This window comes from Actinomadura xylanilytica (genome assembly GCF_030283145.1).
GTDB classification, from domain to species: domain Bacteria; phylum Actinomycetota; class Actinomycetes; order Streptosporangiales; family Streptosporangiaceae; genus Spirillospora; species Spirillospora xylanilytica.
The window spans coordinates 251,611-266,855 of sequence record NZ_JASNWE010000001.1 but is presented as its reverse complement, the minus strand read 5'-3'; the positions used below and the strand labels follow the sequence as shown (position 1 = coordinate 266,855).

The following is a 15,245-nucleotide window of genomic DNA, read 5'->3' as shown; positions in this document are numbered from 1 at the left end:
GGTGCCGCCTATCAGAACATCAGGCACTGCCCATCAAACGGGCACCGGCGGCCTTCACAAGGCGGGAGGCGCGAGAGAGGTCAAGGTGAACAGCAGCTCCGAGGCGGTGATGGCGTCGAGGTCGCCGAAGCCGACCTTCGGGGCACCGGGACGGTCCGCTTCGGATGCGGCGATCCGGACGGCCGTGAGGGTCTGCTTGTCATCGGCCGCCGGTGCCCAGGGCGCGATGCCGGGGTTCACCGTGAGGATGATCACGCGACCGCCCGGTGCTTGCCGGACGAGCTCGTCCTTGACGCCGTTGTCTCCTCCGGCGAGGCCCTTCCAGTCCCCGCTCTGCAACAGCCGCAGCAGACCGCCGACGCCGACCTCGACGTCGGCGAACCGGTCCAGCCTGCCGCTGGTGCGCTCCTGCTCGGTGAACGCGTCGATGGGCCTGCCGACCTGCGGGAACGGCTGGAGGATCTCGTAGTCGGCGAGTGTCTCGCCCCATACCTGGAGTCCGTCGCCCAGGTGCAGGGGATGGGCGATCTGGACTGCGCCGGAATCGGGCAGGGTCCAGACCTCGTCGTCCACGTCGGCGAAGGTGCGGTCCTCCGCCAACCGGAACGCGGTGTCCTTCCCGCCCTCCCGGTGCAGCCAGACGAGCCGCCGGACGAGGTGCCACATCAGCGGATGGTCGACGAACAGCCGCTGGAACTCCGCCGGAGCCCACCGCCGCTCGGCGACCATGGCGCGCTCCATCCGCCGGATCTGGTCGGCGGCGACCGCGCGCACGTCCTTCTTCAACCCGCCGAACGCACGGTGGGCGGCGGGGGCCAGCTCCGGGTCGTCCTTGACGCCGGGCTTCGGCAGCGCCTTGCGGAGCTTGCCCGCGTCGTCGATCACCACCGGCCGCAGCTGCTCGTCGAAGCTCACCCGGAAGGCGCGCGGGCCGTAGTCGAGCGTCATGCCAGCCGCCTCCCCGGTGGCCGGCGCTGAGTCCAGGCCGAAGTCGGGCACCATCCGGTCGCCGAGCTCGTCCATGGTCAGCCCCCGCGCCTGGGCGGCCTGGGCGAGGAGCTTGCCGGCCTTGTTCTTCAACCTCTTCGGCCGGGCCTTGTCCGCGACCAGCTGGAGTTGCAGGATGGCGACGTCGGACGCGGTCCCGGCGAGCACCTCCAGCCCGTTCAACGGCACCTTGATCCCGTCCTGCCCGGTCCAGGACCGCGCCAGCGCGCCCAGCCGCCGCATCGTCTCGTCGTCGCCGGTCCAGCGTAGCTGCGCCCAGCCCATGCGCGTCTCCTCGCCCGAAGCGCGCCACTGCTCGAACAGCGCCCAGCCGAACTCCGCCAGCGAGCCCGGGTCGAGCTCGCCGAGCGCGGCACCGACCGCGGCGGACGCGGCGCGTTTCGGGCTCGCCTTGCCCAGGGCCTCCAGCAGATGCGTGACCGCCGCGTCCGGCAGCGCCCGTTCTCGTCCCCGCAGCAGGATCTGCGGGAGCACCGCCGTCGGAGCCCAAGGCGGAGCCTCCTGCTTGCCGCCCTTGCGAAGCCCCTTGGGGACCGCGTCCGCGTCCGCCTCCGCCACCCGGGACGCCTGGGCGGCCTCGACCGCCGCCCGGACGTGCTCGCCCAGTTCCGGCAGCCGCTCGGCCAGTTCGGGCCGCGCCCGCAGATGCCCGGCCACCAGGAGCGCCGAGAGTCTCGCCCGGTCGTCCCCGCTGGCGGCCGACTCCGCGAGCAGGCGCAGGCCACGCGCCGGGAACCGCTCCAGCATCGTGACCAGCGCGGGCAACGCCCTCGGCATCATGAGCCGCTCGGACACGATCCGGAACGCCTCGTCGGTGGGAAGCACGGCCAGCACCTGGAAGATCGCCGCGCGCGCCGCCTCGTCGAGGCCCGCTCCGACGAGATAGCGGCGATAGCCGTGATCGGTCAGTTCGTGTGCGTCGTCCACCGCGTCCGCCAGGAGCGGGGCGATTCCCGGACCGACCCCGTCCACCGCGGTGAGCAGAACGCCCACCCGCCGCTCATGGTCGTCGAACCGGGCCGCGCCCCGGCCGCGGAGCCGGGCCACGTGCTTCATGGAACCGAGCGAGCACAGGAGCAGCTCCGCCCCATGGGAGTGATAAGCGGCGTGTGCGGGCGGCTCGGCGCAGCACTCGTCCACCCAGTCCTGCCGCGTCGGCACCAGGAACGAGACCACCCGGCGCTGCTGCGGCGTCCGGCGATGGCCGGCCAGCCGCTCGACGGCCTCGGCGTAGTCGGCCTCGTCGGCGACCGCGAGCAACGACCGCATCCGCTTCCCGGCCGGACCGGTCGCCCAGTAGGCGTCCTCGCTGCTCCACTTATCGGCCTGCACCCCGTGCTCGGCGCCCTTATCGCCCCAGGGGAGGGCCAGTCCGTCCACCTCCGCGCATGCGCAGGCGGCGAAGGCCAGCCCATGCTCAGCGGTCCAGGCATCGATCCACAACCAGGTGGCGTCCCTGCCGTCACCCTCGCCGGTTCGCCGCTGGAGGACGGCGTATGCGACGACCGCGGCTCCCAGCGGATCAGGTTCTCCGGCCAGATATCCCCGCGCCGCCTTCACCGCGTGAGGATCGCTGCGGGGATGGGCGAGCTTCTCCTCAACATCGGATTTCGCCCGTTCCAGTAGCGCTCTCACCTGCTCGGCAGCCGACCGGTCCAATTCAGGGAGCTGAATCGGCGGCGTTCCACCGCGTCTGGGCATGAGTTCCCCGCGCAGCTCATCGGGAATCACCAGAACGTTCTCGTCGCCAATGGCGGGGGGCTGACCGTGCATGCGGGTCACCCTAGACCGACCCACCGACAACCAGCCGCGACCCGACGGCCTCCCGATCCGGCCCACCCGCGCCATGCTCACCGCCACCAGCATCGCGAGGCCGCCGATGTTCCAGAGTGCCCGCACCGTCGGGATGCAGATGCGGCCCGCCGCTCGGACTACGTCATTTGATGTAATCGATGCATCTTCGGCCGGTCTAGCGTTCCGGCCATCTCCCATGGAGCCCGGGGCCCGAACTCGGGCGAAGGAGGCACCACCGTGAACGCAGGTCCGGAAGTGAAGAACGTCGTGCTGGTCCACGGCGGGTTCGTCGATGGCTCTGGCTGGCAGGGGGTCTACGACCGCCTGACCGCCGACGGGTACCGGGTGTCCGTCGTGCAGAACCCGACCCTGTCGCTGGCCGGCGACGTCGCCGCGACCCACCAGGTCCTCGACGGCCTGGACGGCCCGGCCGTTCTGGTCGGGCACTCCTACGGCGGCGTCGTGATCACCGAGGCCGGAAACCACCCGGGCGTGGCCGCGCTGGCCTACATCGCGGCCTTCGCGCCCGACAAGGGCGAGTCGGTCAACTCGCTGATCGCCGACCCGCCGCCCGGCGCACCGGTCCCGCCGATCCTGCCGCCCAACAGCGGGTTCCTGTTCCTGGACCGGGACGAATTCGCCGCGGCGTTCGCAGCGGATCTGCCTGAAGCACAGGCGGCGTTCATGGCCGACTCGCAGGTTCCGTGGGGTGTCGACGCGCTGGGGGGCGTGGTCTCCGCACCGGCCTGGCAGACCAAGCCGTCCTGGTACCTGGTCGCCACCGACGACCGGATGATCCCGCCGCCTGCCCAGCGCGCCATGTCCGAGCGGGCCGGATCGACCGTCACCGAGACCCCGGGAAGCCACGCGGTCTATGTCTCCAACCCGGCCGCCGTGGCCGCCGTCATCGCCCAGGCGGCGGAGACCCTCACCGCCGGGTGACAGGCGCGGCGCCCCGCGCCGCCGCACATCCGTCCCGCCCGGTTCCTCCAGCCGGGCGGGACGCCACTCCCCGACCCGCATCCAACTCACCCACGGCGATAAGCGGTCATACCGCAGTGAACTCCCCACCAGCTGACGTGATGCGTGCTGGTGTCCACCTCGGTCCAACCACCGTCGATCTTCTCGAAGAAGCCGTCGTCCGCACAGCAGCCCCCTGGCCCTTCGCCGATGTAGATCAGCGTGTCGCCCGCGTAGGCGGCGAGCGCCTCCGATGCCCAGGGCGCGTCGTTGGTCGGCCAGCAGATCAGCAGCGCCCGGTCCGGGTGGAGCGCCGCAGCCTCGTGCCCGCCGCGCCGAAGCTCGGTGTACACCCGTCCGTGCACGTCATGGTTGTCCGCCGGTTCCTGCGGTTCGTAGGCGACGACGTCGATCCGAGCCTGCCGAGCCTGCCATGCCCAATAGCCGGCTCCGGCGCCGATCTCGACGACGCCGCGGCCGTCAAGGATCTGCTCCAGCCACGCGACGTCGCCCGGCGAGGGGATCGACCAGGAGAACCGCTTGGTGAGGCGCCCGCGATGGCCCACGCTGAGCTGGTCGGGGCGGCTGTAGGGGGTGACGCCGTACCAGTCCGTCTTGATGGACGGCAGGTTGCGGACGATCTCCCAGTACGGGTTGTCCATCCCTCGGGGCATGGTCTGGTCGCACCGGCTTCCGGCGATCGTGAAGGCGCGCGAGTGGTCGCACACGCTGATGCCTCGCTTCCACCAGGCGCGGATCTCAGTCAGCTCCGGAGGCTCAATAATGGTCATTGCCCTTTCCCTGACCGATCATCCGCTGGACGGTTGTGCTGTCGGGAAGGCGAGGAGCGGGAATGGGGGGACGCGGTGCGCGTAGTCGTATTCGCTCAGTAGGCGGAGGTCATTGATGCCGCCCGTGTCGCGCAGCTCGGTCTCGTGCACCGTGCGGCCCTGCCTGCGGTCGATGACTTGTATCCAGGAGTTGCCCGCATGACGGCGGCCGCGTCCCCGGCACTGGGATATCGCGACGACGAAGTACTCTGCCGTCATGGCGAACCCACGAGGGTAGCCCGGCCTGTGCAAGAACAGGCGGTATCCGCGGTCGGAGCGGATCTCCTGGGTCATGGTGCTGACCCAGAACAGCTCGCCCTCATGGCGGGCCAATCCGTGAATCGAATGGCCTGCTCCGTGAAGTGTCTTCTGAAACCGCAGTGTCTCCGCGTCGTAGCGGTTGATGAAGCTGCCTTCTCCGAATGCGTGCGCTGCGACGAACAGATGCCCGTCCGCCCAGAGTATGGAGTTGAAGTGATGTTCATCCGCGGATGGGCGGCCCTCACGCCGGCGATAGGGGACCAGGACGTTGCGGGAGAGGTCGAACTCGATGGCCTCGACGCCGGCACCCGTCGGGGCTCCGATCAGGGAGTTGGTCCACGGGCTGACAGCCCACACCCGTCCCTTGCCGAAGGCGAGCTGATGAATGTTGATCTGTAGGCGGACGGTGGACGACCGCACGTAGTTCAGAGCGTGGTCGAATATCAGTAGCTGCCGGTTGTTGGCGATGAACAGCTCCTCAGGACTCCACGTCACCCCGAACGGGCGGCACGGAGGGCGGTCCGTGACGGTGGGGTCCACGAACTGCGGCCGGACCTGAATGACCTGGGTCCGTGAGGACTCGAGATCGAGGACGATGGCGAGCCGTGCCATGTCGGAGGGCGTCACCAGGACTCGCATCTGGTCCCGCCCGAGCCGCACTGGACGCTCGTCATCGCACTCATCCGGCTGTGTCCCGCGCCAGCGCGAGGTTCTCGGCCACGTGCGCCACGCTTCGCATTCCGACCAGCGCGGACGTCACGCCGGCGCGAGATCGCGCGAACTGGATCGCGCGCTGGGCGTCGGTCCGGAGGCCGGACCGGGACGGCGGAGTATCCGCGGTCAGGTCCCGTGCGAGGCGGCCCTGGAGCAGCGAGGCGCTGACGATCACGGTGATGCCGGACTCAGCGGCGAGCTTCAGCACGCTGCCGCCGCCCTCCGCCGGGTGGGTCAGCGCCTCCTGCATCCCGAGGTTCAGGGGGAGTTGGAGGAACCGGAGGTGATGGCCGTCTCCGCCGACCTCACGGGCGGCCGCCACCAGCGCGGGCAATGACAGCAGACCGCTGCGGTACCCGTCCCACGTCGCCGTGCCGTAGTAGCGGATCGAACCATCGGAGACTGCGCATTCCAGTTGGTGGAACGCCGCCCGAATGCGTCTCATGAACTCGGAGCCGCCGACGTGCTTGAGCTGGGTCTCCGGATTGTGCAGGTAGTAGACGTCTATGGTCTCCAGTCCCAGGTTCTGCCGGCTGCGCCTGATCTGGTCGGCGAGGAACGCCGGAGCGATGGAATGAACGCCGCCCGCCACCTCCGTCGGCTCGAGTGCGCCCGGAGTGACGCACTCGGAAAGCGGGTATCCGCCTTTCGTGCAGACGACGACCTGTTCGCGGTCGCCGCCGTCGTTGTCGATGAACCGGCGTAGGCCGGTGGCGGTCGCGCGTTCCGACCTCTGCCGGCGGTAGGTGAGAGAGGTATCGATCAGGTTGGCGCCCGTGCGCAGTGCTGCCCGGACGGCACCGGCGTACATCGCGTCGGTCTCCTCGTCCGCTGCGCCGAGGTGGGTGCCGATTCCGATGGTCGACAGCGACAGCCCTTGCGCCGGTCGATAGAAATCGACGGTCCCCGCACCGAAGCGGGACGCGAACTCTGTGGTTCCTTCAGGAGTTGCGTGACCGGCGAGCCGTTCGCTGTAGGCGTCCCTGACATCAGGATCTGCTGCCGGAGCAGGCCCGTGGGCTTCGGCTCGCCGTACGGCCTGGTCTTGGGCGCGATGCTCCAGGTCGTCGAGCTGACCCTTCAGCAGCGACAGCTCGCCCTCAGTGAGGTCGACGCCGTGCTGGAGCTTCTCGAGGACGGAGTTCAGCGTCGGGTGCCGGGATCGTCGGGGTCTCCGTGAAGTGGACATGGCGCCTGCCCTCCCTTCTCGACCAGGCCAACGCCGGCACGCCGAGCAGCGGCTTCAAGCGTCGAGCAGCGGCTTCAGGCGCTGACTCGAGGTCTCGACCATCTGGCGGACGATCGCGTCCGGCACCCGTGACTCCGACAGCGTGTAGCCGTCGTGCGAGGCCTGGAGGATCGCGCCGGCCACGACGGAGCGGATGCCGGTGAACCGGGTCCTGGATTCGCTGATCGGAAGACGCCCCTCCGCATCGAAGAGCTCCGCCGTGGCGTCATCGAGCCGCTGGAGGGCCTCTCCCGCTTCGATCGCGGCAAGCGCGGACCTCGCACCCGCGATCTCCATCCTGGCGAGCTCCGACAGGTGGTCGGACAGGTCGGGGCCGCACGCGCTCAGCCGCTCGACCGAGCGTGCCTCCCGCTCGTAGCGATCCAGCAGAAGGTGCACGTAGGAGTCGCTCGGAGGCGGAGCCGGATCGAATACCGTCAGGACGGAGTCGAACCACTCGACGTACTCCTTGCCGGCCTCTCCCATTTCGTCCCAGCACACCGCCCTGATCTGCTCCGCCAGGTAGTGGGCCCGGGTCGTCGCCTTCCGCCGGCCGGTTATTCCCGCGGGCGGGCCGTGAATCTTTTGGAGGTGGGCGGAGCGCTCCTCGGCCAAGGTGAAGAAGAGGCCGAGGTGGACGTAGACATGGAACGCCGCAAGACCGCGGTAGATATTCCAGTTGTTCTTGTCCGGCAGGTTCCACAGCGAACAGAATGTAGGCGCATCTTCGCGGTGCACGTCTTCGACGAGCAGAGTGTGCCCGTGCCGGAAGTCGTACATTTGCTGATGTAGCGTTTCATGCAACAAATGCTCGGCCACTCTCCAGGGATTGGAAAGCAGCTTCCGGTTCAGGAATACTGTGCCGCTGAGTTTGAACTCGGAACTCGAGTTGACCCTGGCGAAGGGCCCGTCTTCGGGAAAGATGGCGACAAGGTGGGTGTGTCGCAGTGTGCTTCGCGACACCATTGGAACGGTGTCCTGAAGGATGCGAACCGCTTGTGCCAGAACCGCTTGCTCATCTTCTTCGAGGGTGCAGGGACGCTCACCGTAGTTGTCGTCGACGAGATCCCGGAATGCTCGGGAGAAGCGGTCGTCGCCGCGCAGATCGCTCCAGACGAACGTCTGCTCGAGGTCGGGACTCAGTCGACTCGCGGGCGCCGACCGAAGGAGGACCGGCTTCCCGTCGGCCAGATGGTCGGCCGCCTCTTCGAACAGTTCTCCGCACTGCTGGAGGGGCATGCCATACGGAGTGCCGGCCTCGACCTGCCGCAGGGCATGGTTGACCGCACAGCGAACGACGGTGTCACCGATCACCCGATGTCGCTGTGCAGGACCGGCCCGGTTCAGGGCGTCGAGCAACGTTCCGGCCGACGGCAGGCGTGGCGAGATCTTGCCGAGCCGGCGCATGTAGCAGATGTGCAGTTGACGGGTGATGTAGTCGGCATTTCCAAAAGGATGTTGCGCGAGCAGGGCGTCGAGCTTGTCGGTAGGCCCGCTCGTGCCCCCATCGGCGATCTCCGCACTCATGGCTCGCCCTTCATGTGACCTGACCAGGGGTGCGAGGTGACCTCACGAATGACGAGACGGCTCGGGAGGTCACCTCAACTCGAACGACATGCACCGCGTTTGCTTTGCGGACGGTCTTGCTAGTCCTCCACGGCATGGAGGTCGTGATGGTGCGAGCTCGTGGAGATACGCGATTCGAGCTCGTCGATGTGTGTTTGCAGGGCGCGCAGCTCTTCGTCCGTCAGGCTGGCGCGGTCACGCAACTTGTCCAGCGCCGTGTTCACCTGTTCGGGGCGGTCATCGGCCGGGTTCGGCATGGAAATAATCTCCGTTCCTGTAACGAGTACTTCCGATTTGAACAAACTGCTCGGAAGGCCTTGACGGAACTAGTTTTAACATTGGGATTCCCGCGGTGTCAACGATGGTATATCCGTTGTGATCGAGCCGATCAAGCTCGCTCTTGATCGCGAAATACCGAATCAAGGATTGCCGAGGACGCCGGTCGGCCTGCGCCCCTGTCTTTTCCCGGACCCACACCGCCACGCTCACCCGTTGAGCGCCAATGTCAAGCAACGGGGCGCCACCGGGACATCACCCCGAGCCAATGCGGGCTGGCCGGGAGAGTCCTGTTATTGAAAGAAGCGGTCTCTCGAGCCGTCCGGAAGTGGAGAGGCAGAGAAGGCCGATCGTCCTGGGCGTCGAGCTTCCTCACAGCCCTATGTTGGTCTTGGGCCCCATGTAGGATCCGGCGCCCGGCCACCCGTCCGCGGCCAGGCCGGCGAACCGGTCGCTGAACCCCAGGGCGGGCAGGTCGGCCAGCCTCACCATCTCAACGCCCCGGATCGGGCGGGTGTCCGCGTCCGCCACGACGTCGCCGATAGTGCCGCCGACCCGCCGGGCCTCGAAGGTGATGTGCACGACGTGGGTCCCGTCGCCGGGCAGATGGTCGCAGATGTACAGCAGCCGTCCCACCTCGACGGCCAAACCGGTCTCTTCGCGCACCTCCCGGACCAGGGCGTCGGCGAGGGGCTCGCCGGGCTCGACCTTCCCGCCCGGCAGCGACCAGGACCGGCCGCAGCCGGTGTCCTGATCGAGCAGCAGGATCGCGTCGTCCTCAACGACGACGCCGGTGACCCTGACGTTGATGGTCGCGCTCATCCGCGCACGGTATCCGAGGAGCCGGGCTGGAACCGCCGGCCGCAGGGTGGCCCGTCGGCGGGGAGGTGGAGTGGAGGCGGGGGGCGCCTGCCGTGGTGCGGCAGGGGGTCAGGAACTGGCGGGTCCGGGGAGCGGCCGCACGGGTGCGGTGAGGGTCAGTGCCTCGGGGTGGCCTCGCCGGAGAAGTGGAACGTGTCGCCGGGGACCAGCAGCGTGCCGGTCACGTGGACCCTCCTTCCGTGCCGCCAGTTGCCCCTCGCGCCAGGGGCCCGGGAGGAGTGGAGGGTCGACCATGTGTGGAAATGGCGGTCGCAACGGACCCGGGTCTCACCGCGCGACTTGAGGGGCCTCCACCCGACGGTGGGGCCGCCGGGCTGCTGGGCGATGACGACGAGCCTGACCCAGTGGCTCCGGGACGAGCAGAAGACGGTGCCGGTCACGCGGAGCGTGGTGCCCCTGATGGACGCGCCGGTCACGCGGACCCGCGCCCGGGCCGCCGCGGCCGTCGTCGCGGACGCGGTGGCCGTCGTCGCGGCCGTCGCGGGCGCGGCGGGTGCGGCGAGGGCGGCGGTGGGGACGGCGAGTGCAGCGGCCGCGGCCGTGGCCGTGGCCGCGGTCAAGCCGCCGATCCAGCGAGTGGTGATGGACATCGAACGGTCACCTCCGAGGGTGATGACGATAAGTCGACTGAACACCACTTAGCGTAGTTCTCGGGACCGGTTTGCGGGGGTGAGGCCGGCCGGGTCGGGAAGTGACACTTCCCTGGTCAGGACGGATTTCCGCCCCTTCTCGGCAGGACGATCCTGGTGTACTGATCCGCGGACGCGGCCGATGGCGCAGGCTCAGCGATACGAGTCGCCGGCGTCCGCCGCGGCGTTCTCGGTGATCTCCGCCAGGGGCATTCCGAGGTAATGGACGATGATCTCGTGGTTGGTGGAGTTGACCGCGGTCTCCGCGTGCGCCCGGTAGTACAGGTCGATGGTGACGGGGCCGGGCAGCGGATCCGGAGTCGCCCCGGCCCGCAGCGCGGCGGTGATCGCCGGCACGTCGTGGGCGAGCCGCACGCCGCGCCGCACGTGGTAGACCTCGCCGCGCACGGCGACGGTCCCCTCCGCCTGCGCGGCGTCGTCGCCCACCAGCGGCATCGTCAGCAGGTCGTAGCGGAACATCATCCTCGATGACCGGCGCCGCCTCCGGCGGCAGCAGCGGCGTCATCCGCTCCGTCCACCATCGGCGCAGCAGCCGCTTGGCCGCGGGGTCGGTGTAGAGGAACGCGACTCCGGCGCCGAAGTCCCCCGCGCCGAACACCGCGCTGCGCATCGCCTCCCGCATCGGTTCGGCGGACGGGTCGTCGGCCTCTCCGAACCAGGAGTCCAGGCTCTTCAGCACCGCGGACTGCCGGATCCCGGCGAGCCGCCGCAACCCGTGCCAGACGTGCCGCAGCACCGCCATCTCGGCGACGACCCGCGCCCAGAACAGGAAGCGGTGCATCCGCTGGTTCTCGGCGAAGCTCACCCAGCCGGTCGCCAGGACGTACTCGAAGTCGTCCCGGTCACCGCGGACCGACACGATCCCGTAGTCGGCCTTCCGTTCGCTGTACCGGGTGTTCGGCAGCAGCAGCATCGGGTAGACGGCGATCCGCGTCACCCTGTCGGCGAGCCGGTCGTAGCCCGCCATGAACGACTCGGGCGTCTCGCCCGGCGCGCCCCAGATCAGCTCGGCGTAGCAGTCGATGCCCTCGTCGCCGAGCCAGGAGGTGAGCTCCTCCCACTCGTTGACCTTCATATTGCGCCGGTCCATGTGCCCCAGCGTCTCGTCGTCGAGGGTCTGAAGCGCCAGGGTGAACGAGCTCTTCAGCCCGGCCCGCTTCATCCGCCGGACGATCTCGTAGAAGAGCTTCGACTTGTTCTTCGCCCAGGACGTCTCCAGCGCGCGCGGGTAGCCGAACCGGTCGCGTACCTCGATCATGTCCTCCACGAAGTCGAGGTCGCTCCGCAGCATCCCGAAGTTGGCGTCGCACAGGACGATGGTGTGCACCTTGTGCCCGGCGAACAGCTCCAGTTCGGCGCGCAGCCGCTCCCGCGAGAACGCCCGCACCTTCTGCCCGACCGCGCCGCCCCAGAAGCAGAAGGCGCACTTGTAGGGGCAGCCCCGATTGGACTCCATCAGCGCCACGTCGTACCGGAACCGGCCGTCGGCGTCGGTCAGGTCGATCGCCCCGGTCAGGAACGGCGACGGGATCAGCTCGAGGTCGTCGATCCGGGGGCGTTCCGGCGTGGTGCGGACGGCGCCCGTCCGGTCCCGGTAGGAGATCCCGGTCACGTGCCCCAGCTCGGTGGGCGGCACGCCGTCCAGCCTGGCCGTCAGCAGATCCCGGAAGGCGAACTCGCCCTCGCAGTTCACCACCACGTCCACGCCGGGGCACAGCGCGAACACCCGCTCGGCCTGATGGGCGACGTGCGTCCCGCCGAAGACGGCCCAGCCGCCGGGGGCGAGCTGCTTGAACGTCTCGGCGAGCGCCCCGAAGGTGCGCTGGTTCCAGCCGAGCACCGAGCAGGCCAGGACGTCCGGCGGACCGTCCCGGAACAGCTCGAAGGCCATGCTGGGCGCGGTCGCGCCGCCCTTGAAGTTGAAGATCCGCAGGTCGGCCTTGCGGCGGATCCGGTCGTCGGCCAGCGCCGCCGCCTTCAGGTAGCCGCAGGCGAGCGGCATCGATTCGAGCGGCGTCTCCCAGATCCCCTGCTGGACGAGGGCGATCTTCCTGGGCGGTCGCGCGTCCATGTCAGTCCCGGCCGAACGAGTACCACTGCCAGACGCCCAGCCCGAACCGCCGGCGCGGCGTCATGCCGTGGGCGCGCGCGAGCCCGATGATCTCGTCCGGCGTGGACTGGTAGGCGCGCGGCTCGCGGAGCGAGAAGCGCAGATCCATCAGTTCCTGGTCGCCCGTCCGACCCGCGACTGGACGTAGCCGAGGCAGGCCGCCGCGATGGGCTCCGCTTGGCACGCCGTCCTGGACGTGCTGGAGGTGCACCTCGACGGCCGCGAGGTCGGCTGGTCGGTCTGGGACCGCGAGGCCGAACTCAGGGACGAGTACGCCCAGGCCATGGGCTGAACGCGATGGGTCTTCCCCGCTCATGACCACTGCGGGGAAGGATGTGGCGGCTGCGGCGGTCACGTCCATGTCACCGGTGCTAGGCAAAAATAAAGTGACCACTTAGCCTGGCAGGGACGTGCGACAGTGACGCGGAGGGCCACCATGCCGGACGGCACCACCCTCGAAGCCGCTGACAACGCCGCCTACGGCATGGCGATGAGTGAGATCTACGCCCTCGTCTACCGCGGCCTGGGCAAGGACTACGCCGCCGAGGCGGCGGCGGTCGCGGCGCTGGTGCGCGCGCCGTCCGGACGCGGTGTCGTTGCTCGACGTCGCCTGCGGCACCGGCGAGCACCTGGTGGCGCTGCGGGCGCTGTTCGGCGAGGTGGCCGGGCTCGACCTCGCGGCGGGAATGCGCGCCGTCGCGTCCCGCAAACTGCCCGGCGTGCCGGTGCACGCCGGCGACATGCGCGGCTTCGCGCTCGGCCGCGCCTTCGACGCCATGTGCTGCCTGTACAGCGCGGTCGGCTACATGTCCACGGCCGCCGAACTGGACGCGGCGCTCGAACGGATGGCCGCGCACCTGACGCCGGGCGGCGTCCTCGTCGTCGAACCGTGGTGGACGCCCGGCCGGTTCCTTGACGGCCACATAGCCGACGACGTCGTCCGCGGCGGAGGCCGGACGATCTCCCGGGTCTCGCTGTCGACCCGGGACGGCGGCGCCGCCCGCCAGGAGACGCATTACACCGTGGCCGGACAGGACGGCATCAGGAGCTTCGTCCACGTCCAGCGCCTGACGCTGTTCCGTCCGGAGGACTACGCGGCGGCCTTCCGCCGGGCCGGCCTGAAGGCCGAGTACACCGCCCATGACGCCTTCCGGTCCGGCCGTGGGCTCTACGTCGGAGTCCGGGAGGGGGGAGGGCGATGAAGGACGTCGAACGCCTGCTGGCCGCCACCGAGACGCGTGACGGCGATGTCGCGGGGGTGATCGACGCTGTGGGCGTGGACGCGGCGGCCCGGCTGCTGTTCCTGCGATCTCCCGCATCGGTGGCCTGCTGTACGCACGCCGGCGGTCGAGTGCTCTGAGCCGCATGACGAGCTCTTGCAGTTCGAAGGGTTTTGTGAGGTAGTCGTCGGCGCCGAGTTCGAAACCGGTGGCCTTGTCGTCGAGCCGGTCGGCTGCGGTGAGCATGAGGATCGGCATGCCGCTGCCGGAGGCGACGATGTGTTCGGCGATCTCGTCACCGGACGGTCCGGGGATGTCGCGGTCGAGGACGGCGATGTCGTAGGTGTCGATGCTCAGAAGTTCCAGAGCGGTGTCGAAGCCGGGCTCGATGACCACGACGCGCAGGCCCTGACCTCCTGCCGCAGCGCCAGGCCCGGTCGGTGCGTCACCGGCTGCGCGCGTGGCCCGTACCGGCTGACGAGTAGCTGAGGAGGGGGATAAGGGGACATGAATCACCATGGCTCTGACCTGCGAGTTCTCTGTGTCGACTCGACTGACCCAACCCATCGGCCGCTCAGGGGTTCTCTTGCGGGAGAGCCGCGCGTGCCGCCTGCATGGACCGTTGCCGGGCGACGAAGCGGATCGACATGCGCTGTACGAGACCAGGGGCCAGCCGCCCGATCAGCCACGCGATGTGAGCGGCGCGCGGGGTCACGAGCAGCGCGCGGCCTTCGGCGACGGCGTCGAGCGTCCGGCGTGCGAGCACGTCCGGGGCGAGCGGTCGCCGCACCCCTTGGCCCTTGAGGAAGTAGTCGCGGCCGTGGAACCGGCCGATCGCGCCTTTGTCGAGGATCGGGGTGTCCACCGCGGCGGGACAGATGGCGGTCACGGCGACGCCGTGCGCGGCGGCCTCGGACCGCAGTGCCAGCGACAAGCCGACGACCGCGTGCTTGGTCATCGCGTAGCCGGTGAGGAGGCCGGCCGCCATGAGGCCGCCCATCGACGCGGTGTTCACGATGTGGCCTCTCCCCTGCTGGATCATCAGCGGGTAAGCAGCGGTGACCCCGTGGACGACACCCCGGATGTTGACGTCGATGATCGCGTTCCACTGTGCCGGCGAGATCTGCTCTGTCTCGCCGCCGATGAAGATTCCCGCGTTGTTGAACATCAGGTCCAGCCCGCCGTGCTGGGCGGCCACCTCTTCGACGAGCCGCCGTACCGCTGCGGCGTCGGTCACGTCGAGCGCGACGCCGCGGGCGGTTCCGGGACCGGCCAGTTCAGCCGCGACGGCCTTGGCGGCCTGCTCGTCGAGGTCGCCGAGCACGACGTGGGCCCCGGCCTCGACCAGCGCCTTGCCGATTGCCGCGCCGATGCCGGAACCCCCTCCCGTCACGATCGCGGAGGCGCCGGCGAATCGCGGGGCACTCATGCGAACGCCTGCGTCACGTGGGCGTGCAGGTCGGGGTCGGGGTCGGCGCGCCCGTTCGCGGCCAGGGCCTGGGCGCCGTCCCGGCCGAGCCCGGACGCTCCGCCGACCATCACCGCGTTGCGCAGGTCACCCATCGTGATCTCCTAACGCACGTCGACATTAATTGACGTGCGTCAAAAATAGCCGTTACCGTGACGACTGTCACCTTCGTCATAGATTGCACGCAAAAGAGGCTCCGTGCCGCTTCCCATCACCGCAGTGATCGGCGCTGGAATCAGTGGGCTGACCACCGGAAAGATGCTCGGCGACCGCGGCGC

Annotated in this window: 16 protein-coding genes and 1 pseudogene; 4 read left to right on the top strand and 13 right to left on the bottom strand. The window is 69.3% G+C overall.

All coding sequences use genetic code 11. The features are described from left to right. Positions 1-54: 54 nt before the first annotated feature. Complete coding sequence (locus tag QP090_RS01280; RefSeq protein WP_490393313.1) at positions 55-2,709, bottom strand: DUF4132 domain-containing protein; 2,655 nt, start codon at positions 2,707-2,709, stop codon at positions 55-57. A gap of 330 nt (positions 2,710-3,039) precedes the next feature. On the opposite strand from QP090_RS01280, the gene QP090_RS01275 reads away from it, so the two are divergent. Further along, positions 3,040-3,744: an alpha/beta fold hydrolase gene (locus QP090_RS01275; protein ID WP_285936554.1), complete on the top strand. Its 705-nt coding sequence runs from the start codon at positions 3,040-3,042 to the stop codon at positions 3,742-3,744. Between the two features lie 86 nt (positions 3,745-3,830). Here QP090_RS01275 and QP090_RS01270 read toward each other — a convergent pair whose 3' ends face one another. From QP090_RS01270 to QP090_RS01230, 9 genes are all read right to left on the bottom strand, one after another. Next, positions 3,831-4,553 (bottom strand): hypothetical protein, encoded by a 723-nt coding sequence (locus QP090_RS01270; RefSeq protein WP_285936553.1) that lies wholly within the window; start codon positions 4,551-4,553, stop codon positions 3,831-3,833. 18 nt (positions 4,554-4,571) lie between these two features. Further along, the gene (locus QP090_RS01265; protein ID WP_285936552.1) at positions 4,572-5,480 is read right to left on the bottom strand and encodes a hypothetical protein; all 909 of its coding nucleotides are present in this window, start codon (positions 5,478-5,480) and stop codon (positions 4,572-4,574) included. A 52-nt stretch (positions 5,481-5,532) separates the two neighbouring features. After that, the gene (locus tag QP090_RS01260) at positions 5,533-6,756 is read right to left on the bottom strand and encodes an aldo/keto reductase (protein WP_285936551.1); all 1,224 of its coding nucleotides are present in this window, start codon (positions 6,754-6,756) and stop codon (positions 5,533-5,535) included. A gap of 54 nt (positions 6,757-6,810) precedes the next feature. Beyond that, entirely contained in the window at positions 6,811-8,322 is a 1,512-nt protein-coding gene (locus QP090_RS01255; protein WP_285936550.1) for an aKG-HExxH-type peptide beta-hydroxylase, read from the bottom strand. Positions 8,323-8,441: 119 nt separating this feature from the next. After that, positions 8,442-8,618, bottom strand: a complete 177-nt coding sequence (locus tag QP090_RS01250; protein ID WP_285936549.1) for a hypothetical protein — start codon at positions 8,616-8,618, stop codon at positions 8,442-8,444. Positions 8,619-9,009: 391 nt separating this feature from the next. Then, on the bottom strand, positions 9,010-9,459 hold the full coding sequence (locus QP090_RS01245) for an NUDIX domain-containing protein (RefSeq protein ID WP_285936548.1): 450 nt from the start codon (positions 9,457-9,459) through the stop codon (positions 9,010-9,012). Between the two features lie 155 nt (positions 9,460-9,614). Further along, the gene (locus QP090_RS01240) at positions 9,615-10,109 is read right to left on the bottom strand and encodes a hypothetical protein (protein ID WP_285936547.1); all 495 of its coding nucleotides are present in this window, start codon (positions 10,107-10,109) and stop codon (positions 9,615-9,617) included. Positions 10,110-10,116: 7 nt separating this feature from the next. After that, the gene (locus tag QP090_RS01235) at positions 10,117-12,240 is read right to left on the bottom strand and encodes a KedN5 family methylcobalamin-dependent radical SAM C-methyltransferase (protein WP_285936546.1); all 2,124 of its coding nucleotides are present in this window, start codon (positions 12,238-12,240) and stop codon (positions 10,117-10,119) included. A gap of 1 nt (position 12,241) precedes the next feature. Further along, entirely contained in the window at positions 12,242-12,388 is a 147-nt protein-coding gene (locus tag QP090_RS01230) for a hypothetical protein (protein WP_285936545.1), read from the bottom strand. Positions 12,389-12,445: 57 nt separating this feature from the next. Between QP090_RS01230 and QP090_RS01225 the strand changes: the two genes are divergently transcribed. The 3 genes from QP090_RS01225 to QP090_RS01215 all read left to right on the top strand — a co-directional run bounded on the left by QP090_RS01225 (position 12,446) and on the right by QP090_RS01215 (position 13,639). Then, on the top strand, positions 12,446-12,571 hold the full coding sequence (locus QP090_RS01225) for an SRPBCC family protein (RefSeq protein ID WP_285936544.1): 126 nt from the start codon (positions 12,446-12,448) through the stop codon (positions 12,569-12,571). 298 nt (positions 12,572-12,869) lie between these two features. Further along, positions 12,870-13,481, top strand: coding sequence for a class I SAM-dependent methyltransferase (locus QP090_RS01220; RefSeq protein ID WP_285936543.1), 612 nt, complete (start codon positions 12,870-12,872; stop codon positions 13,479-13,481). After that, positions 13,478-13,639 carry a hypothetical protein gene (locus tag QP090_RS01215; protein WP_285936542.1) on the top strand — a complete coding sequence of 54 codons (162 nt, stop codon included), beginning with the start codon at positions 13,478-13,480 and terminating at the stop codon, positions 13,637-13,639. Before QP090_RS01220 ends, QP090_RS01215 begins: the two co-directional genes overlap by 4 nt. On the opposite strand, the pseudogene QP090_RS01210 reads toward QP090_RS01215, so the two are convergent. From QP090_RS01210 to QP090_RS01200, 3 genes and pseudogenes are all read right to left on the bottom strand, one after another. Continuing rightward, positions 13,560-13,904: pseudogene (locus QP090_RS01210) on the bottom strand (response regulator); the annotation flags it as partial. The gene QP090_RS01215 and the pseudogene QP090_RS01210 overlap by 80 nt on opposite strands. Positions 13,905-14,073: 169 nt before the next feature. Further along, the gene (locus tag QP090_RS01205; protein WP_285936541.1) at positions 14,074-14,928 is read right to left on the bottom strand and encodes an SDR family NAD(P)-dependent oxidoreductase; all 855 of its coding nucleotides are present in this window, start codon (positions 14,926-14,928) and stop codon (positions 14,074-14,076) included. Then, the gene (locus QP090_RS01200; protein ID WP_285936540.1) at positions 14,925-15,062 is read right to left on the bottom strand and encodes a hypothetical protein; all 138 of its coding nucleotides are present in this window, start codon (positions 15,060-15,062) and stop codon (positions 14,925-14,927) included. The genes QP090_RS01205 and QP090_RS01200 overlap by 4 nt, the downstream gene beginning before the upstream one ends. Positions 15,063-15,245: the final 183 nt, after the last annotated feature.